The 22466-nt window shown below is 73.9% G+C and carries 19 protein-coding genes; 11 read left to right on the top strand and 8 right to left on the bottom strand.

Annotation, left to right across the window (positions count from 1 at the left end; translation table 11 throughout):
* The first annotated feature begins 79 nt into the window (after positions 1-79).
* On the top strand, positions 80-1198 hold the full coding sequence (serC, locus tag AC07BS_RS06140; RefSeq protein ID WP_478646337.1) for a phosphoserine transaminase: 1119 nt from the start codon (positions 80-82) through the stop codon (positions 1196-1198).
* Positions 1199-1222: 24 nt separating this feature from the next.
* Here the strand turns inward: serC and AC07BS_RS06135 are convergent, their stop codons facing one another.
* Positions 1223-2239 (bottom strand): TolB-like translocation protein, encoded by a 1017-nt coding sequence (locus AC07BS_RS06135; RefSeq protein WP_478930529.1) that lies wholly within the window; start codon positions 2237-2239, stop codon positions 1223-1225.
* Positions 2240-2344: 105 nt separating this feature from the next.
* Entirely contained in the window at positions 2345-3445 is a 1101-nt protein-coding gene (locus tag AC07BS_RS06130; protein ID WP_478646331.1) for a citrate synthase 2, read from the bottom strand.
* Between the two features lie 353 nt (positions 3446-3798).
* Here AC07BS_RS06130 and pdxH point away from each other — a divergent pair, with 353 nt between their 5' ends.
* Both pdxH and AC07BS_RS06120 read left to right on the top strand, forming a co-directional pair.
* Positions 3799-4434, top strand: coding sequence for a pyridoxamine 5'-phosphate oxidase (gene pdxH, locus AC07BS_RS06125; protein WP_478930674.1), 636 nt, complete (start codon positions 3799-3801; stop codon positions 4432-4434).
* A gap of 453 nt (positions 4435-4887) precedes the next feature.
* Entirely contained in the window at positions 4888-6291 is a 1404-nt protein-coding gene (locus tag AC07BS_RS06120; protein WP_478930672.1) for a PAS domain-containing protein, read from the top strand.
* Positions 6292-6396: 105 nt separating this feature from the next.
* Here the strand turns inward: AC07BS_RS06120 and AC07BS_RS06115 are convergent, their stop codons facing one another.
* Positions 6397-7152, bottom strand: coding sequence for an SIS domain-containing protein (locus tag AC07BS_RS06115; protein ID WP_478646330.1), 756 nt, complete (start codon positions 7150-7152; stop codon positions 6397-6399).
* 175 nt (positions 7153-7327) lie between these two features.
* Here AC07BS_RS06115 and AC07BS_RS06110 point away from each other — a divergent pair, with 175 nt between their 5' ends.
* From AC07BS_RS06110 to AC07BS_RS06095, 4 genes are all read left to right on the top strand, one after another.
* Positions 7328-8020 (top strand): iron-dependent transcriptional repressor DtxR, encoded by a 693-nt coding sequence (locus AC07BS_RS06110; RefSeq protein WP_478646329.1) that lies wholly within the window; start codon positions 7328-7330, stop codon positions 8018-8020.
* 607 nt (positions 8021-8627) lie between these two features.
* Positions 8628-9539 (top strand): alpha/beta fold hydrolase, encoded by a 912-nt coding sequence (locus AC07BS_RS06105; protein WP_478646328.1) that lies wholly within the window; start codon positions 8628-8630, stop codon positions 9537-9539.
* Between the two features lie 131 nt (positions 9540-9670).
* Entirely contained in the window at positions 9671-11092 is a 1422-nt protein-coding gene (locus AC07BS_RS06100; protein ID WP_478646326.1) for an FAD-dependent monooxygenase, read from the top strand.
* Positions 11093-11214: 122 nt separating this feature from the next.
* Positions 11215-11586 (top strand): hypothetical protein, encoded by a 372-nt coding sequence (locus tag AC07BS_RS06095; RefSeq protein ID WP_478646323.1) that lies wholly within the window; start codon positions 11215-11217, stop codon positions 11584-11586.
* A 168-nt stretch (positions 11587-11754) separates the two neighbouring features.
* Here AC07BS_RS06095 and AC07BS_RS06090 read toward each other — a convergent pair whose 3' ends face one another.
* The 3 genes from AC07BS_RS06090 to AC07BS_RS06080 form a co-directional block, all read right to left on the bottom strand.
* A complete protein-coding gene (locus AC07BS_RS06090) occupies positions 11755-13434 on the bottom strand; it encodes a transporter (RefSeq protein WP_478646321.1) in 1680 nt (559 codons plus the stop codon).
* Positions 13431-14222 (bottom strand): ABC transporter ATP-binding protein, encoded by a 792-nt coding sequence (locus tag AC07BS_RS06085; protein ID WP_478930525.1) that lies wholly within the window; start codon positions 14220-14222, stop codon positions 13431-13433. Before AC07BS_RS06085 ends, AC07BS_RS06090 begins: the two co-directional genes overlap by 4 nt.
* A gap of 174 nt (positions 14223-14396) precedes the next feature.
* Entirely contained in the window at positions 14397-15065 is a 669-nt protein-coding gene (locus AC07BS_RS06080; protein ID WP_478646316.1) for a bifunctional DNA primase/polymerase, read from the bottom strand.
* 316 nt (positions 15066-15381) lie between these two features.
* Here AC07BS_RS06080 and AC07BS_RS06075 point away from each other — a divergent pair, with 316 nt between their 5' ends.
* From AC07BS_RS06075 to purU, 4 genes are all read left to right on the top strand, one after another.
* Entirely contained in the window at positions 15382-16770 is a 1389-nt protein-coding gene (locus tag AC07BS_RS06075) for a transcriptional regulator (RefSeq protein ID WP_478646313.1), read from the top strand.
* A gap of 262 nt (positions 16771-17032) precedes the next feature.
* Positions 17033-18949: a hypothetical protein gene (locus AC07BS_RS06070; protein WP_478930523.1), complete on the top strand. Its 1917-nt coding sequence runs from the start codon at positions 17033-17035 to the stop codon at positions 18947-18949.
* 102 nt (positions 18950-19051) lie between these two features.
* Positions 19052-19486 carry an SCO4402 family protein gene (locus tag AC07BS_RS06065; protein WP_478646309.1) on the top strand — a complete coding sequence of 145 codons (435 nt, stop codon included), beginning with the start codon at positions 19052-19054 and terminating at the stop codon, positions 19484-19486.
* A 107-nt stretch (positions 19487-19593) separates the two neighbouring features.
* The gene (gene purU, locus AC07BS_RS06060) at positions 19594-20457 is read left to right on the top strand and encodes a formyltetrahydrofolate deformylase (RefSeq protein WP_478930521.1); all 864 of its coding nucleotides are present in this window, start codon (positions 19594-19596) and stop codon (positions 20455-20457) included.
* A 64-nt stretch (positions 20458-20521) separates the two neighbouring features.
* Here purU and AC07BS_RS06055 read toward each other — a convergent pair whose 3' ends face one another.
* Positions 20522-21727, bottom strand: coding sequence for a zf-HC2 domain-containing protein (locus AC07BS_RS06055; RefSeq protein WP_478646306.1), 1206 nt, complete (start codon positions 21725-21727; stop codon positions 20522-20524).
* Entirely contained in the window at positions 21724-22287 is a 564-nt protein-coding gene (locus AC07BS_RS06050; protein ID WP_478646304.1) for an RNA polymerase sigma factor, read from the bottom strand. The genes AC07BS_RS06055 and AC07BS_RS06050 overlap by 4 nt, the downstream gene beginning before the upstream one ends.
* Positions 22288-22466 lie beyond the last annotated feature (179 nt).

Below are 22466 nucleotides of genomic sequence, written 5' to 3'. Positions count from 1 at the left end.
CCGTGACCGCGGACATGAGCCGCATCTCATCCGATGGAACGGCACTGCCGCGAAGGTCTTTTCGCATTAGGCTGCGGCCGTGGCCGATATCCAGATTCCCGCTGACATCAAGCCCGCCGACGGTCGGTTCGGCGCGGGCCCGTCCAAGGTGCGGACCGAGGCGCTCAGTGCCCTGGCTGCCACCGGAACCTCCCTGCTCGGCACGTCCCACCGCCAGGCCCCGGTCAAGGACCTGGTCGGCCGCGTGCGCGCGGGCATCAGTGAGCTGTTCTCCCTGCCCGAGGGCTACGAGGTGATCCTCGGCAACGGCGGGTCGACCGCCTTCTGGGACGTCGCCACGCACGGACTGATCGAGTCCCGGTCGCAGCACCTGTCCTTCGGCGAGTTCTCCTCCAAGTTCGCCACGGCCGCCCGCAAGGCGCCCTGGCTCCAGGAACCCACCGTCATCGCCTCTGAGCCCGGCACCCACCCGGAGCCCAAGGCGGAGCAGGGCGTCGACGTCTACGCCCTCACCCACAACGAGACGTCCACGGGCGTGGCCGCGCCCGTCCAGCGCGTCGAGGGCGCGGACGCCGGGTCGCTGGTGGTCGTGGACGCCACCTCCGGCGCGGGCGGCCTGCCCGTCGACATCCGCGAGACCGACGTCTACTACTTCGCCCCGCAGAAGTCCTTCGCCGCCGACGGCGGCCTGTGGATCGCTGTGTTCTCCCCGGCCGCCCTGGAGCGAGCCGCCCGCGTGCACGCCTCCGGCCGGCACGTCCCCGAGTTCTTCTCGCTGCCGACCGCCATCGACAACTCCCTGAAGAACCAGACCTACAACACCCCGTCCCTCGCCACCCTCTTCCTGCTCAACGAGCAGGTGGAATGGATCAACGGCCAGGGTGGCCTGGACTGGGCGGTCCGCCGCACGGCCACCTCCGCCCGTACCCTCTACGGCTGGGCCGAGGACGTCGCGCACGCGTCGCCGTTCGTCACGGACCCGGCGAAGCGCTCGGCCGTCATCGGCACGATCGACTTCTCCGACGACGTGGACGCCGCCGCGATCGCCCGGGTGCTGCGCGCCAACGGCATCGTGGACACCGAGCCGTACCGCAAGCTGGGCCGCAACCAGCTGCGCGTCGCGATGTTCCCGGCGATCGACCCGGCGGACGTCGAGGCCCTGACGGCCTGCGTCGACTACGTGGTCGAGCGGCTCTGACCCTGCTGCCGGCGCCCCTCCACCTCAGGGACGTCGGCGCAGCAGCCGGCGCAGGCCGAAGGCCAGCACGGCGATGACGGCGAGCGCGCCCGCGCCCAGGACGAGGGTGCGGTCGCCGCCCCCGCCGCCCGGGCCCGAGGTCTTCCCGTCGGAGCGGTCGCCGCCCTTGCCGGAGTCCTCGGAGTCCCCCGCGGCCACCGAGTCCGGCAGCAGGTCGCCCGTGAGCTCGACGGGCGTGACGCGGCTGGACGCGCCCTCCGTCCCGTACATCAGCGCGCGGCCGCCGGGCGCGAACGTGACGGACTCGCCCTGCCGCTGGAGCGGTACGGCGGGCCGCCCCACCTCCTCGGGCCGGCCGTCGCGCCAGCGGTACTCGCGGGCGTCGAAGTAGCCGCGGACGACCAGCCGGGTGCCGTCGGGGGAGAAGGCTCCGTCCGTGGCCCACACGTCGATGTCCGCCACCCGCCGGAAGGTGTTCACGCCGTCCGCCGACAGCCGCTCCGGCGCCTCGTAGAGGGCGCCCTTGCCCGAGCGCTTCTTGCTGACGATGTAGACACGCCCGGTCTTCGGATGGACCATCAGCGACTCGGCGTCGCGCGGCCCGTCGGCGTAGCGGACGGTGAAGCGGGTGGGGGTGACGGCCGCGTCCTTCAGGGTCTTCGGCTCCGGGAAGCGGTAGATCCACACCTCGGGCCAGGTGCCACCGAGGTTGTCGCCGATGTCCCCGACGTAGACGTTCCCGTCGGGCCCGACCGAGATGGCCTCCACGTCCCGGGCGTCGATGCCGCTGAGCGTGATGGTCGCGACCGTGCGCCCGGTGCGGCCGTCCACGGCGAAGACGTTGGCGCCGTCGCCGCTGTCGTTGTGGGTCCAGTAGACGCCCGGGTGCGCGCGGCTGGCGGCCAGTCCGCTGGACTCCTTGATCCTCGGGTCCTGGATGGTGAAGGCGGACGGCACATCGCCGTCCGCCGCCGTGGCGGGCACGGCGAGCGGCAGCACGGTCAGCGCGGCGAGGCCGAGGGCGGGGAGCAACGGACGCATGCCCCCAGCCTGCCATCCCCCGGGGGCGGCCACGAGGAGGCCGTGCCCCGCCGGGCCCGCGTCGTGGGGCCCGGGGGAGCGCCGGTGGGCGCCGGTGGGACCGGGTCAGCCCACGATGTCGGCGTAGCCCTCGACCTCGCGCGGGTCGCGCGGGCCGGGGCCCACGTAGCGCGCCGAGGGGCGGACGAGCCGGCCGGTGCGCTTCTGCTCCAGGATGTGCGCGCTCCAGCCCGCCGTACGGGCGCACGTGAACATCGACGTGAACATGTGTGCGGGCACCTCGGCGAAGTCCAGCACGATGGCCGCCCAGAACTCCACGTTCGTGGCCAGCACCCGGTCCGGGCGGCGGTTGTGGAGCTCCTCCAGCGCGGCCTTCTCCAGGGCCTCCGCGACCTCGTAGCGCGGGGCGGCCAGCTCCTTGGCCGTACGGCGCAGGACGCGGGCGCGCGGGTCCTCGGCGCGGTAGACGCGGTGCCCGAAGCCCATGAGGCGCTCGCCGCGGTCCAGGGCGCCCTTGACGTAGGCGACGGCGTCGCCGGTGCGCTCGATCTCCTCGATCATGCCGAGGACGCGGGAGGGCGCGCCGCCGTGCAGCGGGCCGGACATGGCGCCGACCGCGCCGGAGAGCGCGGCCGCCACGTCGGCGCCGGTGGAGGCGATGACGCGGGCGGTGAAGGTGGAGGCGTTCATGCCGTGCTCGGCGGCCGAGGTCCAGTAGGCGTCGACGGCCTTGACGTGCTTGGGGTCCGGCTCGCCGCGCCAGCGCTTCATGAAGCGCTCGACGACGGTCTCCGCCTTGTCGATCTCCCGCTGCGGCACCATCGGCAGCCCCTGGCCGCGCGCCGACTGGGCGACGTAGGACAGGGCCATGACGGCCGCCCGGGCGAGGTTGTCGCGGGCGGTGGCCTCGTCGATGTCCAGCAGCGGTTTCAGGCCCCACACCGGGGCGAGCATCGCCAGCGCGGACTGGACGTCGACGCGGATGTCGCCGGAGTGGACGGGGATGGGGAAGGGCTCGGCCGGCGGCAGGCCGGGGTTGAACGATCCGTCGACGAGCAGGCCCCAGACGTTCCCGAAGGACACGTCGCCGACCAGGTCCTCGATGTCGACGCCTCGGTAGCGGAGCGAGCCGCCTTCCTTGTCGGGTTCGGCGATCTCCGTCTCGAACGCGACGACTCCTTCGAGTCCGGGTACGAAGTCGGACATCAGGCGGCTCCTCATGATGTGTTCGACACGCGACTGCCGACCGGGGCCGCGGTGCGCGGCTCGCGGTCCGTCCCGGTCAAAAGCGGTCATGCCCCGTGCGGTGATGGTTCACCCGGTGGTTCACCCGGCCTCCGCAGAAAAAAGCCGGTGGCGGTTCCGGAGCCGGAAACGATAGCCCGTTGGTCAGCCCGGCCACAGATGTACACCTCGGTGATGTCCGGCACACCGCGCTTTGCGCGCCCACGGCCCTCCTGCAAGATGTGGCCGTGGCCCACACCGACGAACAACCCGACATGGACGAGTACCCCGGCGCACGCGCCGGCGACGCCGACCGCGCGCCCGACGTCGCCGCCATGCGCGCCCACTACCAGCACGAGGGCGTCACCGAGGACGAGCTGGCGCCGGGCCCCTACCGGCAGTTCGCACACTGGTTCGCCGAGGCCGCGACCGGCGAGCTCCACGAGCCCAACGCCATGGTCCTGTCCACGGCCGACGCCGAGGGGCGGCCCAGCTCGCGGACCGTACTGCTGAAGGGCTACGACGAGCGCGGCTTCGTCTTCTTCACCAACTACACCTCGCGCAAGGCCCGCGAGATCGCGGTCAACCCGAACGTTTCCCTCCTCTTCCCCTGGTACCCGCTGGCCCGTCAGGTCGTCGTCACCGGCACCGCCGAGCGGGTGTCGCCCGAGGAGACCGCCGTCTACTTCCACTCCCGCCCGTACGGCTCGCGGATCGGCGCCTGGGCGAGCGCGCAGTCCACGGTGGCGGCCTCGCGCGCCGAGCTCGACGCGGCGTACGAACGGATGGCGGCCCGCTACCCGGAGGGCGAGCCCGTGCCCGTACCGCCGCACTGGGGCGGATTCCGGGTGACCGCGCGGACCGTGGAGTTCTGGCAGGGCCGGGCCAACCGGCTGCACGACCGGCTGCGGTACGTACGGACCGACGGCGAGGGCGACCGGGGCTGGCACGTCGAACGTCTGTGCCCGTAGCGGCGGTTCACGGGCACGCAGACGGCCCGTGGGCTGCTACCTCCGCACCGCGGATGCGGTGCGGAGGTGCCGAGCGGACGACTCGGCGGCCCACGGGCCGGGTGACTGCTTGGGATTGGCCGGCACGGCCGGCGCTGCGCATTACGCGACGACGGGCGCTAGCCCGCAGTCACCTCACGCGTCCGGAATGAAACCATGTCCCGAACCACCTCCCTTCTCGTGTACGGCACAGCCTAGGAAGGCGCCCCGGAGGCGACAACCGTTTTTTCGCGGGGGCGGATCGCGGGGGCGGATCGCGGGCGCGGATCGCGGGGCGGATCGGGGCGTGGTCCGGGGCGCGGCCCGGGCGCTGTTCCGGCGCGGATCGGGCGCATGGATTTCGCGGAACGCGGTGTGGTGCGCGCCCGCGTCGAGTTGAATGCCGGTCGTGCAGGACATGCAGGGCATGCGGCCATCGCAGACGCGTCCAGCAGGGGGTACCCCGTGACCGTTCCACACCAGTCCGGCCCCGCCCGCCACGATCCGACGGCGGACGGCGACGACCATGACCTCCTCGTGGCCCTCCTGGACGGCATGGACGCCGCGCTGTGCGCCTTCGACGCCGACGGCACCGTCACCCACTGGAACCGCGAGGCCGAGCGCATCCTCGGCTGGAGCGCGCGCGAGGCCGTGGGCCGGCGGGGGCTGGCCGGCTGGGCCGTGCGCGAGGCGGACGCGCCGGACGTCACCGCGCGGCTGCTGGGCGCGATGAAGGCCCCGGGCCGGCAGGTCGACGAGTTCGCGCTGGTCACCAAGGACGGCGGGCGGGTGCTCGTGCGCGTCCAGTCCTCCGCCGTCCCGGGCGCGGACGGCAGCCCGGCGGGCGTCTACTGCGCGTTCAGCGAGGTCCACACCCAGATCGACCTCGAACGGTCCGTCGCACTGAGCGAGGCGCTCTTCGGCGACGCCTCCACCTGGGGCGTGGTGCTCGTCGACGCGGACCTCCGCCCGGCACTGGCCAACGCGCACGCCGCCCGGATGCTGCGCACGACCCGCACGGCCCTGCTGGGCCGGCCGCTGGGCGACCTCCTGGAGCAGGGCGTGGAGGAGCTGGAGGGAGCGCTGCAGCACGTGCTGGCCGCCGGCGCCCCGCCCGCGCCCACCGAGCTGTGGGTGACCGTACGGACCCCCGCCGACCGGGCCCCCGGAGGCCCGGCCACGGAGCGCCGCTGCTGGCGCAGCGGCTTCCTGCGGCTGGCGACCCCGCTCGTGGAGGAGCCGGTGCCGCTGGGGGTGGCCTGGCTGTTCCTGGACGTGACGAAGACGCGGCTGGCCGAGCAGGAGAGCGCCCGGCTGCGCTTCCGGGGCAGCCAGCTGCACCGCGCGGGCCGGGCCGTCGCCGAGTGCGAGGACCCGATGGAGGCCGCAGCGCTCTACATGGACTTCGCCCTGGCCGGCTTCGCCGACCACGCCCTGATCGACCTGCTCCCGGCCCCCGAGGCCGAGCCCGAGGGCCCGGTCCGGCTGATCCGCGCCGCCGCCGCGCCCGCCGGCGCGCCGGGCCAGGGCGCGGCCGGGGGCGGGCTGCCCGTGCCGTACATGGACGGCCACCCGGCCCTCCAGGCGGTCGAACGCTGCGGCTCGGTCCGGGCGGCCACCGACCGCACCACCGGCTGGGCGGCGGCCCGCCGCTGGCCCGACGGCACCCGCCACGCCCTGGCCACGGCCCTGCGCAGCCGGGGCCGCACGGTGGGCGTGGTCACGTTCCTGCGCGGCGCGTCACGCAGGGCGTTCGACCGGGCGGACGCGGTGTACGCCGAGGACATCGCCACCCGCGTGGCGGCCTCGGTGGACCTGGCGGTGGCGGTGGCGGGGTAGGCGGGGGCCGGCGCCCCGAAGGGGGAACCGCGCGATCAGCCACGACGTATCCGCGGCCGGCCACGACGTATCCGCGACCGGCCCACCGGACTCCGGCCGAAGGGCTCAGTGCCGGAAGAAGATCCGGTCGCCGTATTCGCTCAGCACGCGGCCGTTCCACTCGTGGCCGCCGTCGACATTGCCGGAACGCAGCATCGGGGGGTCGATGCCGCGCGCGGCCAGCTCGCCGGCGGCGGAGGCCACGACGGCCTGGACCACGGCGGCGGCGACGACCGTGGAGGCGGGGCCGAAGGGCGCGGCGATGCCGTCGGCGGTGAGCTCCGCGTCCCCCGTACCGATCTTGGTATCGAGGACGACATCGCAGTGGTCCTTGAGGAACGTGCCGGACACGTGCCGTGACCGGGTCTCCTTCGCGTACGCCAGGGACGTGACGCCGACGACCTTCAGACCCAGGGCCCGGGCGTTCATGGCCATCTCCACCGGCAGGGAGTTGCGCCCGGACAGCGAGATGACGATCAGGGCGTCGCCGGGCCGGGCGGGGCTGGTGTCCAGCACCGCGCCGGCGAGCCCGTCCACCCGCTCCAGCGCGCTGCCGAGCGTGGCGGGCATGACGTCGACGCCGACGACGCCCGGCACCGCCAGCAGGTTCATCAGGGCGAGCCCGCCCGCGCGGTAGACGACGTCCTGGGCGGCGAGGGAGGAGTGCCCGGCGCCGAAGACGAAGAGCCGGCCGCCGTCGGCCACCGTGTCGGCGAGGATCCGGCCGGCGGCCGTCACGGCCGCGGCCTCCTCGTCGCGGACCCGCCGCAGCAGGGCGATCGCGGCGTCGAGGTACTGTCCGGCCAGCTCGTTCTCGCTCATCGCTGCGGGACTCCTCGGCTCGGTTCGGCTGGACGTCACGTTGCGGTCTGTCCATGCGCCCTGTCAATACGGCGGGACGCCGGGCGGGCGCCGGGGGCGTACGCGGCCCCGTTGTCGGCGGCATGCGTCAGAATTGAGTCCAGGGCCAGCGCACGACTTATTCGAGGGGCACGGCATGTCCGGATTGATCGACACTACGGAGATGTATCTCCGCACCATCCTTGAGCTGGAAGAGGAAGGTGTGGTCCCCATGCGCGCCCGCATCGCCGAGCGGCTCGACCAGAGCGGCCCGACGGTGAGCCAGACGGTGGCCCGCATGGAGCGCGACGGCCTGGTGTCCGTCGCCGGCGACCGGCACCTGGAGCTGACGGAGGAGGGCCGCCGGCTGGCCACGCGCGTGATGCGCAAGCACCGCCTCGCCGAGTGCCTGCTCGTCGACGTGATCGGCCTGGAGTGGGAGCAGGTGCACGCCGAGGCCTGCCGCTGGGAGCACGTGATGAGCGAGGCCGTGGAGCGGCGGGTGCTGGAGCTGCTGCGCCACCCCACCGAGTCGCCGTACGGCAACCCCATCCCGGGTCTGGAGGAGCTCGGCGAGAAGCCCGAGTCGGACCCGTTCCTCAACGACGGCATGGTCAGCCTGATGGACCTGGAGCCGGGCACCGAGGGCAAGACCGTGGTCGTCCGCCGCATCGGCGAGCCCATCCAGACCGACGCCCAGCTGATGTACACGCTGCGCCGCGCCGGGGTCCAGCCGGGCGCCGTGGTCAGTGTGACGGAGTCGCCCGGTGGAGTGATGGTGGGCAGCAGTGGCGAGGCCGCCGAGCTGGCCTCCGACATCGCCTCCCATGTGTTCGTAGCCAAGCGCTGACCGGCCTCGACGCCCGGGAACGGGCGGCCGCGCCGGGTACGTATGCCCGGTTACGTAAACCTGCCGAGCCGCGACGGAATCGGCGCGCTCGGGCCCGAGGCGTGCCACGCTGGCGCTGAGTGCCGATGCGCATATGCGCGCGCCGATGGCCGGGGAGGGGATCGGATGGGTCCGGCGAACCACGTGGGTCCCCAGTCCGCGGGGGCCTACGGGCACGCGTCCGCGGGGGCCCATGGGCAGGGGGACACGGGGGTCCACGGACACGCGAGGGCCCATGGACGCGCGGGGGCCGACGGACACGCGGGGGCCGACGGACACGCGGGGGCCCACGGACACGCGAAAGGGCCCCGGCGCCCGTATGGGCAGCCGGGGCCCCGCCTCCCCGTTTTCCCCCGTGGCGACCCGGAGCCCCGAGCTCCCAGGGTGCGCCTCGCGGACCTTCTTCCCCGAGCGGTCCGCGCCCGAGTCGATTACTCCCCTGGCCGCGGACGGCCAATCCTGCCGCCCGGTCACTCGAACGAGGGGTGTTGCGCGCGACAACGGTTCATTCGAATGGAAGTTCCATAGGGTTGGGCTGCTCGGGGGAGACGAGGGGGTGCCAGGGCTCATGGTGCGGCGTATCGAAGTGACCGGAAGCGGTGGAGTGCGGCTCGCCGCCTGGGAGTTCGCAGAACCGCCGAAGGCGGCCGGTGGGGGGCGCCGCGCGGGTGGTCGCTGCGCCGGCCGGGAGGGGTGCGGACGGCGCCCCGGCGACGGCGGCGTGCTGCTCCTGCACGGCCTGCTGGGCCGCGCGGCGCACTGGGCGCACACCGCCCGCTGGCTCTCCGCGCGCTATCGCACGATCGCCCTGGACCAGCGCGGCCACGGGCGCAGCGACAAGCCCGTCGCCGGCCCGTACGCCCGCGAGGCATATGTCGCCGACGCCGAGGCGGCCGTCGAGCAGCTCGGCCTCGCGCCCGTCACCCTCATCGGCCACGCCATGGGCGCCCTCACCGCCTGGCAGCTGGCGGCGCGCCGCCCCGATCTGGTGCGCGCCCTGGTGATCACCGACATGCGGGCCTCCGCGCTGGGCGCGGCCACCCAGCGGGAGTGGAGCGAGTGGCTGGGGTCCTGGCCGGTGCCGTTCGCCACCCTCGCCGACGTCCGCAAGTGGTTCGGCGAGGACGACCCCACGCTGGAGCGGCCCGTCCCGGCCCGCGGGGACTTCTACGCCGAGGTGATGGCCGAGCGCGCCGACGGCTGGCGGCCGTTGTTCTTCCGCCGCCAGATGCTCCAGGCCCGCGAGGGCTACGCCCACGACGCGCACTGGGAGGAGCTGGCGCAGGTGGAGTGCCCCACGCTGGTCGTGCGCGGGCTGGACGGCGCCCTGGGGCGGGCGGAGGCCCAGGAGATGGTGCGCGTCCTGCCGCGCGGCCGCTACGCCGAGGTCCCGGACGCCGGCCATCTGATCCACTACGACCGGCCCGAGGGCTGGCGCCGGGTCACCGAGCCCTTCCTGGAGGCCGCCGTGCCTGCGTAGGGCTGGTCTGTCCTGAATTAATTCAACGGTCGTTGACATAGTGTCGGTGCCGGGTGTGCACTGGAACCGAGGCGCACCCACGCCGACCACCGCGTACCCGGGCGCGCCGCAGCCACCCACGGGGAGCCCACATGTCCCTCCGCACCGAACCCACCGCGGACGTCCTGGTCGTCGGAGCCGGTCCCACCGGACTCCTGCTGGCCGGGGACCTCGCCGCCGCCGGAGTCCGCGTCGTCCTGCTGGAGCGGCGCGCCCAGGAGTCCAATCTGACCCGCGCCTTCGCGGTGCACGCCCGCACCCTGGAGGTCCTCGACGCCCGCGCGCTCGCCGAACCGCTCATCGACACCGGCACCTTCCTGGAGGGCCTGCGCATCTTCGGCCGCACCCGCATCGACCTCGGCGCGCTCGACACCCGCTTCCCGGGTGTCCTGATCACCCCGCAGTACGAGCTCGAACGGCTCCTGGAGGAGCGGGCGCTCGCCCACGGCGCCGAGATCCGCCGCGGCGCCCGGGTGACCGGCCTGCGCCAGGACGGCGAGGGCGTCGACGTGGATGTCCAGCCCGTCGAGGACGGCGCCGCACCGGAGACGCTGCGCGGTCGCTACGTCGTCGGCGCCGACGGGGTGCACAGCGCCGTCCGCTCGGCGATCGGCATGCCGTTCCCCGGCCGGGCCGTGCTGCGGTCCGTGATGCTCGCCGACGTACGGCTCGACGACGCGCCGACCGAGGTGCCCGCGTTCAACGGCGTGGCCGAGGGCTTCTCCTTCATCGCCCCCTTCGGCGACGGCTGGTACCGCGTCATCGCCTGGGTGCGGGGCAGCGACCTGCCCTCCGACGCGCCCGTGGACTTCGACGAGCTCAAGGCCGTCACCCGCGCCGCCTTCGGCACCGACTTCGGTATGCGTGAGCCCCGCTGGACCTCGCGCTTCCACAGCGACGAGCGCCAGGTGCCCCGCTACCGCGACGGCCGGGTCCTCCTCGCCGGCGACGCCGCCCACGTCCACTCGCCGGCCGGCGGCATGGGGATGAACGCCGGCGTCCAGGACGCCGCCAACCTCGGCTGGAAGCTGGCCGCCGTCCTCGCCGGGCGGGCCGGCGACGCCCTCCTCGACAGCTACCACACCGAGCGCCACCCCGTCGGCACCCAGGTGCTGCGCGCCAGCGGCGCCCTCGTGCGCGCCGTGCTGGCGTCGTCTCCCGCGAGCCGCTATCTGCGCAACGCGGCCGCCGGCGCCGCCTTTCTCGTGCCGCCCGCCGTCCACCGGATCGCGATGTTCGTCTCCGGCATCGGCATCCGCTACCCCGCCCCGCCCGGCGCCCATCCGCTCACCGGCAGCCGCGCCCCCGACCTGGCCCTGGCGGAGACCGACTCCGGCCCGACCCGGCTCTACGAGGCCCTGCGCGCGGGCACGTACGTCCGGGTCCTCCCGCGCCGGGCCGAGCCGTCGAAGGAGGACGGCGTCATGACCGTCACCCGCGCCGACGCCTCGCCCATGACGCTGCTGGTGCGCCCCGACGGCTATGTGGAGAGTGCCGCCGGCCGGGTGAGGTGACGGTCCGTCACAGAATCCGGACCTGGTACGGACGGTTCCGTCGTCGAACAGCATGCAGAGTTCTTCTCGGCCTTGATCAACAAGGCGATTTCAGAGAACGACGCACCACACGGGGGAACTCTGTGAACATCCGACGGAAGATCGCCACGGCCGCTGTCACCACGGCCGTGGTCGGCGCCGGCCTCGTGGCCGGCACCGGCTCCGCCTTCGCCGCGGACAACGGTCAGCAGCTCCAGATCGACGACGCCTCGGGCATGGCCCGCTCCGTGATGGTGAGCGGCGAGAACCAGAACGGTCAGTGGACCGACCACTGCTTCAACGTCACCCCGGGCGGCTCCACCCCGCTCAGCGGCTGGTGGTGGAAGGGCAACACCTATGTGTCCGCCTCCTCCACCTCCAACTGCAGCGGCGGTTACTACCAGAGCCGCTCCACCTGGGTGAACAAGGAGCAGAGCTGGAGCGACTACCAGGTCTTCACCGTCCGCCGGGGCTGAACGATCCACGAACGGCTCACGAGGGCTGATCGGCCCACGAGGGCCGAACCGCCCACGAGTGCTGAACTGCCCGCGCGGGAGGGCTGAGCGGCTCTCAAGGGGCTGAACGACGAGCGGGGCCCGGCCGATCACGGCCGGGCCCCGCTGCGTCGGGTCGACGGACGGGCGCTAGCCCTTGCTGACCGCCGCGAGGATCTCCGGGAGACGGCCGAGCGCGCGGGGCGCCGCGAGCCGCAGGCCCAGCCATGTGATCAGCACGCCGTAGCCGGCGCCCAGCGGCAGCAGGATCCACAGCAGGGAGTGCGCCCCGGCGACGTGCAGCCAGATCGCCAGCGCCACCAGCGGCGCGCACAGCACCACGCCCACCAGGGCGCCCAGCATGCCGAACCAGGCGAGGGCCCCCTGCCCCGGGGCGACGTTCTTGAAGCCGCTGTCCTGGGGTATGGAGTAGGGCGCGATGACGGAGGCCAGCGCACCGGTGGCGAAGAGGGCGCCCAGCAGGGCCAGGGACAGGCCCAGGACCTCGGCCCAGTCCCACCACTTGCCGGTGAGGGCCGCGGTGCCCGTGACCACCAGCGCCACATACGGCACGGCTATCACGGAGAACACCAGTGCCCTGGCACGCAGTTCGACGTAGGCGTCGCGGGTCGTGCCGATCGTCTGGAGCACCATCCAGAACGCCGGGCCGTCCTGCCCGAACTGGTTGTACATCTGCAGGCCCAGCATCGTCGGGGCGAACAGCGAGAACCAGACGCTCTCCGCGCCCTGCGCGGCGTTGACGACCGGGACCAGCATGCCCACCGCGAGCCCGGAGACCCAGGACGCCTTGGTCTTGGGATCGCGCCAGATGTACCGCAGCGAGCGGTGCATGGCGGCTCCCGTGCGACCGGCGGGCAGCACCCGGGCCAGCCCGCCGCCGGAGGCGCGCTGCTTGCCAGGCTTGTCGCCGGCCGCCCCGAGGGTGGAGCCGTCGGGCGCGGTCATCACCCGGGTCAGGCTCCGCTGCCACCACCACAGCAGGGCGACGAGCCCGACGGCCGTCAGGGCCAGCCCGGCGGCGGCCCGCCCGTAGGCGCCCTCGCTCGCGGCGCGGACGGCGTCCAGCGCGGAGCCGGGCGGTATCCAGCGCAGGACGTCGGCGACCGGCTCCAGCCGGCTCATGCCGAGGCCGTTGAGCTGCTGCATGCCGAGGTTGACCAGCTGACCGCCCACACCGATGACCAGGCCGCTCAGCAGCGCGAGATCGCGGCCCTTGCGGCTGGTCAGCAGGCGGACGTTGGCGGTGGCCACGGCCCGGGCCAGCGCCAGGCAGACCAGCAGCGCCAGTGGCGCGGCCAGGACGCCCACGGCGAAGGCCGCCGCGCCATGGGCGGTGGAGATCACCGTGCCGGTGAGCACCGCCAGTGTGAAGCCGGGGCCTATGCCCACGAGGGACGCGGCCAGCAGGCCCGTCATCATCGCCCGGGGCCGCAGCGGGAGCATCACCAGCCGGGTGGGGTCCATGGTCTCGTCGCCGCCGGGGAAGAACAGCGGCATCACCGCCCAGCCGAAGGCCAGCAGCGCCGCCATGCACACGGCCAGGGCACCGATGTGGGCATGGCCGCGCAGCACGATCAGGCCGAGCACCTGCAACGCGGCGTAGAGCGAGACCAGGACGACGGACGTGATCCACACGGCCTTGCGCCCGGAGGACTGCCGCAGGCCGTTGCGCAGGAGGGACAGCTTGAGCCGGACGAAGACGGCCGTGGTGGAGGCCGTCGAGGCGGCGCCGGGGCCGGCGGCCGCGGGGGAGGAGACCGGGGAGGGGGCCGGGGAAGGGGCCGGGGGAGGGGCGGGGACGGTGCTCATCGGGCGCCGCCGCCCAGCCAGTCGAGGCTGTCGCCGCCGGCCGCCCCGCGCTTGCCGACCAGCTCCAGGAAGGCGTCCTGCAGGGTGGCGGCCTCGCCCCGGACCTCCTTGAGGGGGCCATGGGCACGGATGCGGCCGCCGGCCATCACCGCGACCCAGGAGCACAGGGATTCGACGAGCTCCATGACGTGACTGGAGAAGACGACCGTGGCGCCCGAGGCGGTGTAGCGGACGAGGACCTCACGGATGGTCTGAGCGGAGACCGGGTCCACGCCTTCGAACGGCTCGTCGAGGAACAGGACTTCGGGGTTGTGCAGCAGCGCGGCGGCCAGGCCGATCTTCTTGCGCATGCCGGTGGAGTAGTCGATGACGAGCTTGTGCTGCGAGCCGGCCAGGTCGAGGACGTCCAGCAGCTGGGTGGCGCGCTTGTCGACCTCGTCGCCGGGGAGGCCGCGCAACCGCCCCGTGTACTCGAGAAGCTCGCGCCCCGACAGGCGCTCGAACATCCGCAGCCCCTCCGGGAGCACGCCGATGCGGGCCTTGACGGCGGCGGGGTCCTGCCAGACGTCACGGCCGCCGATCAGGACCCGGCCGGAGTCCGGGCGCAGCAGGCCCGTGACCATCGACAACGTGGTCGTCTTACCCGCGCCGTTGGGCCCGACGAGGCCGATGAACCGGCCGGCCGGGATCTCCAGATCCACTCCGGCGACCGCCACCTGCTCACCGAAGCGCTTCCACAGCCCCTCGATACGGACCGCGGGCGTCCCGTCCTTCCCCACTGCTTCCACCGTGCTCTTCCCTCATCCCCGTGACGTGGTGCTTCGGGGTCGCGGAACAGCACTCCGCCCCCCGAATCCACCATAGGGGGGAAGCGAGGGGCGGTCCGATGACGTTTGTCAGCAGTTCTCGAGGGTCTTTGTCCGAAACGGCGATGTGAACGGCGATATGCCGGATCCCGCCGCTCAGCGGCCGCGGCTCAGCGCCGACTCGCGGCCGCAGGCGTACGCCAGGGCGCTGACCAGCTCCTCCGCGTCGGGGAGCCAGCGGTTGGCGGCGGTGGGCTGGCGGGCCCACTGCACCGGGCCGCGGGTGCCGATGCGGGTCGGGGGCGCGACCACGTAGTCGCCCTCGCCGCGGGCCACCAGGTCGAGCGTGGAGGGCGACCAGCCGAGCTTGCGGATGTGGTCGGCGACCTTCGCGGCACCGCCGGGCAGCACGAAGAAGAGCATCCGCCGGAACGGGGTGCACGTGATCGGCCCCAGCTGGATCTCCATGCGCTCCATGCGGGCCAGCGCCAGGAACCCGGCGGACTCGGAGACGTCCAGCGCGTCGAAGGTGCGACCGGTCGGCAGGAGGATCGAGGCGCGGGGCTGTTTCGTCCACATCCGGCGCGCGGTGGACGCGCTGCCCGTGGCCTGCGTGGCCCAGTCGGGGCGTGCGGGGTGCGCGCCGGGCGCCGGGCAGGCGGGTTCACCGCACGAGCAGTGCTCCCGGCCGCCCACGGCCTCGAGCCACGTGCCGGGGAAAACGTCCCAGTGCCGGTCCTCCGCGTACCTCGCCGCCGCGTCCAGCACGCGCTCGCCGCGCTGTTGGGGGATATGCGGGGCTGCTACTCCGATGGTCTCTTCCACGCCCAGCTCAACTTCCCCTGTCACCAGGGGTTACGGCCGGGGCACGGGCTCCTCGCGACGGCCGGCGACAGCACATGGGGCGCACGGATGCATGTGCGGGGGCGCAGGCGAAAGTTCGCCGCCGCGAAGGGGTAGCCACCTGGGCGGCGTGTTACCGGCCAGGTCTTTGCCGCTATTGATGCCAATACCGGCAAGTCCTGCATTCTCCGTATATCAGGGGGGCAAAGATCACAGGAGAAGGCGTTCACAGCCGGATCGGACGCTCCGCACGACGCGGAGCACATCGCGAACGCATAGCAGTCTCAGGGGGTTGAGCATGGCCGCACGGCCACTCGTGGCGCGGCAGCCGAACGAACGGCTGCAAGCGCTGATTCAGGAAGCCGGCTGTTCCAATGCCGGATTGGCGCGCCGGGTCAACATGTGCGGCGCGGAGCACGGTCTGGACCTGCGGTACGACAAGACGTCCGTGGCCCGCTGGCTGCGCGGCCAGCAGCCGCGGGGCCGGGCGCCCGCCGTCATCGCCGAGGCCCTGGGCCGCAAGCTGGGCCGTACGGTCACGATCGACGAGATCGGCATGGCCAACGGCAAGAACCTCGCGTCCGGCGTCGGGCTGCAGTTCTCACCGACCGTCCTCGGCGCGATCGAGCAGGTCTGCGAGCTGTGGCGCAGCGACGTCGGCCGGCGGGACTTCCTCAGCGGTACGTCGGTGGCGTCCTCCGCGCTCGTCGAGCCCAGCCGCGACTGGCTCATCACCGCCGCCGACCCGCAGGTCGCGCGGAGCGCGGGCGCGCGCGTGGGGCCCTCCGACGTCGAGGCCGTCCGGGCCACCACCGACGCGCTCGTGGAGCTGGACCACCGCTACGGCAGCGGGCACGTGCGGCCCGTGGTGGTCCACTACCTCAACAGCGTCGTCTCCGGCCTGCTGGCCGGCTCGTACCGGGAGGCGGTCGGCCGCGAGCTCTTCGCGGCCGTGGCGCGGCTCACCGAACTGGCGGGCTACATGGCCGTCGACACCGGCCAGCCGGGCCTCGCCCAGCGCTACTACATCCAGGCCCTGCGGCTCGCCCAGGCCGCCGGCGACCGCGGCTACGGCGGCTACGTCCTGGCCGCCAGCATGAGCCATCTCGCCGCGTCCCTGGGCAACCCCAGGGAGATCGCGCAGCTCGCCAAGGCCGCGCAGGAGGGGGCGCGGGGGCATGTCACGCCTCGCGCGGAGGCGATGTTCTACGCCGCCGAGGCGCGCGGGCACGCGCTGCTCGGTGACGCGCGCTCCTGCCAGGTCGTCGCGAGCCGGGCCGTGTCCCGGCTCGAAGCCGCCGACACCGGCCGGGAGTCCGGCGACGACCCGCCCTGGATCCGCCACTTCGACCGGGCCTACCTCTCGGACGAGCTGGCCCACTGTCACCGGGACCTCGGCCAGGCCGAGCCCGCGCGGCGGCACGCGGAGGACGCGCTCGCGGTCCACCCGACGGGCCGGGTCCGTCGCCGGGCCATCGATCTGCTGCTGCTCGCCACGGCGCACGTCCAGCAGCGCGAGGTGGAGGAGGCCTGCGCCACCGGCGGTCGCGCCCTGGACCTGCTGGGCACGCTGCGGTCCAACCGCGGCGCCGAGTACCTCGACGACTTCCGGCAGCGGCTGGAGCCGTACCGGGACGAACCGGTCGTGAGGGAGTTCGGGGCACGGATGGAGACGCAGGCGGCGTAGGGACGCGCCCCAGGCCCGGACGCCCGGTCGGCGAGGACCGGACGGCTCTTCCGAGGCCTGGGGTGACCTGGGGTGACCTGAGGTGATCCGGGGTGCGACGTGGGCTGTCACAGGGTTGTGACGCAGCCGTCGTAGGTGGTTTGACCTGCGGTGATCGTGTCGCCGGACGGGTGCGCGGGCGGCACGTGGAACGTGCGCCGGAGGCGACCCGGTAGCGTGAGCGGCCGATCGCGTACGTCCCGTTACAGCCTGAGGAGTCCCGGTGACGCAGAGCGGACAGGGGAACGAGCCGCGCCACCCCGCGACCCCGGCCGAGCCGTGGTCCGGTGCGCCCGGCGGCCCCTGGGGCCCCGCCGCCCCACTGCCCCCGGAGACCGCCCCCGGCGACTCCGACGCCACCCGGCTCCTCCCGCCGGCGGGAGCCTCTCCCATCCCGGGAACCCCGCTGCGTCCCGTACCGGCAGGGGTGCCGCCGCTCCCCCCGATGCCGCCGACCCCGCCGACCCCGCCGAGTGGTGGGCGAATACCGGGCATACGTGACGCCGGGCCCGAATCCACCCCCGGCGCCGCGCAGTTGCCGCCGTCGCCCCCGTCCCCCTCCCCGGACGCGGAGGCGACCGCCTTCCTGCCCCAGGCCGGTGCGAGCTCCTTCGGTCCCGCGCCCACCTTCGGCACCACCCCGCCTCCATCCGCGGATGCGGAAGCGACGGCGTTCCTGCCCCCGGTCGGTGCGAGCCCCTTCGGTCCCGCCCCCACCTTCGGCACCACCCCGCCCCCCTCCCCGGACGCGGAGGCGACCGCCTTCCTGCCCCCGGTCGGCCCGTCCGCGACGGCGCCCTCGTCGTCCGACGCCCAGGCGACCGCCTTCCTGCCGCCCGTCGGCCACTCCGGTGCCCCCGACGCCCAGGCGACCGCCTTCCTGCCGCCGGTCGGTGACGCCGTCACCCCGCGGCCCTTCGTCGTGCCGCCGGGGCAGGCTCATCAGGCGCAGGACGACGCGCCGGCCACGCAGTACCTCCCGCCCGTGGTCAACGAGGACGAGGTCCCGTCCCCCACGCCGCGCGCCGGGGACGCGGAGGCGACGACCCTGCTGCCGTCGCTGAACACCCCGCCCCCCGCTGCCGGTGGCCCCGGCCACGACGCGGCCGCCACCACCGTCCTCCCGCCCGTCGGCGGCGCCCCGGCCGGCGGAGCGCCCGGCAGTGGCGTCCCCGGTGTCGCGTCGCCCTTCGGTGTGATGGCCCAGCCGGGCGACCGGCCGCCGCCCTCCGAGTTCGACACCCTGTTCCGGGCGGCCACGCCCACAGAGGTGCTGCCTCCGGTCCCGGCGGACACCCCGGGCCCCTCCACCCGGAGCGGGCTGCGGCTCCCGAAGCCGCCGCGCCCCTCGGCCCCGGCACCCGAGGCCGCCCCGGGCCCGTACGCCCCCCAGGACGCGTACGCCGCTCCCCAAGGGCCGCCGCACGGCCCGCAGGGCCCCCGCGCGGGCCGGAGCGGCGCTCCGCGCCCCGGGCGCAAGAAGTCGCCCGCCCTCCTCATCACGGCCGTCGTCGCGGGCTGCGCCGTCGCCGGACTCGGTGCCGGCGCGCTGCTCAGCGGCGGCGGTGGCGGCCAGGCCGACGAGCCGCAGAACGCGGCCGTGGCGAGCGCCGCCCCCTCCGCCCCGGCCACGAGCCAGGCACCGAGCGCGTCGCCGAGCGCGCCGGCCCCGTCCGCCGACCCGGCGGTCGCCACGCAGGCCAAGGCGCTGGACGCGCTGCTGAAGGACAGCAACAAGAGCCGGGACGCCGTCGTCAAGGCGGTGGACTCGATCAAGGTGTGCAAGGACCTCGACAAGTCCGAGTCCGCCCTGAAGGCCGCCGCCAAGGAGCGTGGCGAGCTGCTCAAGCGGCTGGACAAGACGCCCACCGACAAGCTGCCCAAGGGCTCCGACCTGACCGCCCAGCTGAAGAAGGCGTGGAAGGCGTCCGCCTCGGCGGACAGCCACTACGCGGACTGGTCCGACGAGGTGGAGCGCAAGAAGGGTTGCGTGAAGGGTCACGCCCGTCCGACCAAGGAGAGCTCGGCCGGCGACAGGGCGAGCGGCGAGGCCACCACCGCGAAGAAGAAGGCGGCGGACCTGTGGAATCCGATCGCGCGGACGCACGGGCTGACGCCGCACGAGTGGTCCCAGCTCTGACCCTCCGGGGTCGCGGCACCGGCCGGGAACGTACGATCGAGCGTTGTGCAGGGTTCAGAGAAGTCTTCCCGTCGCGGCCGCCGCTCGACCACCATGGACGGCATGCCGCTCAATGACATGCCGTGGTGGCGCTGGCGTGCGAACGTGCGCTCGGCGCTGCACATGCTCTCGGACCCGGTCTTCCAGCGGGAGTGCTGGCTCGCGGGGCACGACGGGTACGGAGATGTGACCGACGCCGTCTACCGGCTCGTCGAGGACACCTGGCTGGACAACTGGTCGGCCGAGAAATACGTCGGCACGGTCTTCCGGGACTCGGGCGAGGCCGCGCTGGTCGACGTCGCCGTGCTGCGGGTGCTGCGGATCATGCACCAGGTGGGCGCGGACGCGCCGGTCTCGGCGTACCTGGAGCACCACGGCTGGCCGGAGGCGCTCCGGGCGGCGCGCGAGGCGCACGTACGGATGGCGGCGGGCGACGGGGACGACCCGGACGTTCCGCCGCGCCCGCTGGACGTCCTGGAACGCCTGACCCGTCTCTGAGCCGTCCCTGACCCGTCTCCGAGCTGTCCCTGACCCGTTTCCGACCCGCCTCCGGGAACGACCGGGCGGTCATCGCCGGGTCCGCGGGTGTGCGACGCTATTGGGCTATGGCCACCGAACAGCATGCCCAGTACGTCCTCACCCTCTCCTGCCCGGACAAGCAGGGCATCGTGCACGCGGTGTCCAGCTATCTCTTCATGACCGGTTGCAATATCGAGGACAGCCGGCAGTTCGGTGACCGTGACACCGGTCTGTTCTTCATGCGCGTGCACTTCAGCGCGGAGGAGCCGGTGACGCTGGAGAAGCTGCGCGCCAGCTTCGCGGCGATCGGCGACTCGTTCGGCATGGACTGGCAGATCCACCGGGCCGACGAGAAGATGCGGATCGTCCTGATGGTGTCCAAGTTCGGGCACTGCCTCAACGACCTCCTCTTCCGCTCCCGGATCGGGGCGCTGCCGGTGGAGATCGCCGCGGTCGTCTCCAACCACACCGACTTCGAGGAGCTCGTCGGCTCGTACGGCGTCCCCTTCCACCACCTCCCGGTGACGAAGGAGAACAAGCCGGAGGCCGAGGCGAAGCTCCTGGAGCTGGTCCAGGCGGAGAACGTCGAGCTGGTGGTGCTGGCGCGCTACATGCAGGTCCTTTCCGACGACCTGTGCAAGGCGCTGTCCGGCCGGATCATCAACATCCACCACTCCTTCCTGCCGAGCTTCAAGGGTGCGAAGCCGTACCACCAGGCGCACGCGCGTGGTGTGAAGCTGATCGGTGCGACCGCGCACTACGTCACCGCCGACCTCGACGAGGGCCCGATCATCGAGCAGGAGGTCGAGCGCGTCGGGCACGAGGTGACGCCGGAGCAGCTGGTGGCCGTCGGCCGCGACGTCGAGTGCCAGGCCCTGGCGCGCGCCGTGAAGTGGCACAGCGAGCACCGCGTCCTGCTCAACGGCACCCGCACGGTCGTCTTCGCGTAACGCCCGGTCGTCCACGCCTGATCGCCCGCGCCGGGGCGTCGGGGGGCGTCGCGGGGCGTCGCGCTCAGAGCCGGGACAGCGACGCCGTGGCGTACAGGACGTCGTGCACGGCCTGCGCGTCGCCGAGCGATCCGGCGGCGGCCTCGTCGGGCGCCACGCGCCCGGCGGCCAGCCGGCAGAACTCGACGCCGTCCAGGGCCACATGGGCCACCTCGCCGTCGGGCGTGCCCACGGCTCCCGGGGAGTCGAGCGGGATGTACCAGTGGCCCCCGCCGCGGCCCTCGACCTCCAGGTGCAGGGCGCGCCCCGGCCTGCCGGCCGCGACGAGCGTGCGGGGCGGCGGGGCGAGCCCCGCGCGGCGGCGCCCGGCGATGGCGGTGGGCAGCATCCTGGCCGCGAGGTCGATCATGCGGTGCAGGTGTGACGAGGTGGGCGGCTGGTACGGATAGTCGACCGCCTCCGCGATGTCCTCGGCGTGCACCCAGCACTCGAACGCCCGCTCAAGGAACGCGTCGCGCAGCGGCAGCTCGAAGGGGCCGTACTCCACGGCCTCGTCGGCCGCCCGGTCGCCGTCGAGCGACGCGGCCCGTATCAGCGCCCGCCCCTGGTCGCGCCAGGAGGCGTGGACCTCCCCGGACGACGGGCGGCCGTCCGCGTCAGCCGCCCAGCGGGCCAGGGTCCGTTCGGCGGGGGTGCCGGGGCCGAGCGGGTCGGCGACGCCCAGCGGCCCGGCCATGATGCCGTCGACCGCCGTGAGATGGCCGATGACCTCCGTGACCGTGGCCTCGCGCGCCGTGGGGCGCAGGCCGTCGAACCAGGTGAGCCGGACCGGCGCCCGCCACTCCGTCTCGCCGAAGTCGTGCAGCAGGGCGTCCAGCCGGGCGGTCTCCGCGTCGTAGGGCGCGGCCCAGACGGGGACGGGCACGCGGGCCGGACGCCGGCCCAGGGCGCCGGCGAGCACCCGGGAGCGCAGTGTGGGGTCGAGGTCGAGGCCGTCCTCGGGGTGCAGCAGGCCGACGGCGTCGCGCAGCCGGACGGCCTCGTCCGCGCAGGGGGCGCAGTCGGTGAGGTGTTCCTCGACGGCGGCGGTCTCCTCGGCGGAGCAGGCGGCCAGCGCCCACGCGCCGAGCAGGGACTTCAGCACGTGATGGGGCGGTCGTACGCCGCCCTGCCGCGCCCGGCGCGCGCCGGGGCGCCACGACGCGCCCGCGGCGGGGCCGCCGGAACCCTCGGGGGCTCCGGCGTCGTCGGGGTCGGGGGCCGTGCTCATCGGACCGCCGCCGGTCCACCGGGCGGGGCGACGGCGCGGGGCCCGTCGTGGGCCGTGGCCAGCAGCTGTAATCCGAGCCGGAGTCTGCGCCGCGCCTCGTCGTCGGTGACGCCGAGCCGGGTGGCGGTCTGGTGGTAGTCCAGGCGCCGGAAGTAGGCGAGGTCCAGGGCGGCGCGCAGCGGCGCGGGCATGGAGGTGACGATGTAGTCGGCGCGGGCCGCGGCGGACGCGGCGCGCACCTTCTCCTCGATCTCGGCGGGCGGCCGGGCGCCGTCGTCGTGGGCGCGCCGCAGTCGGCTGACGGCGTGCCGGTGGGCGAGCCCGGCGAGCCAGGAGCGGAGGGAGCCCTGGCCGGGGTCGTACTCCTCGGGGTGCTCCCACACATGGGTGAAGACGTCGCGGGTGACGCGGTCGGCGCCCTCCTCGTCCTCCAGGACGCGGTGGGCGAGGCCGTGCACGAGGGAGGCGAAGCGGTCGTAGAGCTCGCCGAGGGCCGCGGCCTCGCCGTGCGTGAGCCGCTGCCGCATCTTGCGGTCCCACCGCCGCGCGTCGTTCGTCATGGCCGCCCCCACTCTCGTACGCGCTGCTCTCTCGTACGCGCTTCCCGTCCGCACCCGCCCGTACTGCTGTACGCCCCTGCCGCCGAATGTATCGGCCGGGTCCGACAACGCACGAGCGTTGGGGCGAAACCCGGCGACGGGGTCGCGGGTCCTTGCCGCGCATGGTATTGCCACCGTCA

The organism is Streptomyces sp. NPDC044063 (assembly GCF_056434285.1).
Note: the sequence above shows the minus strand (reverse complement) of the source record. Positions and strands in the feature narration are given on the sequence as shown.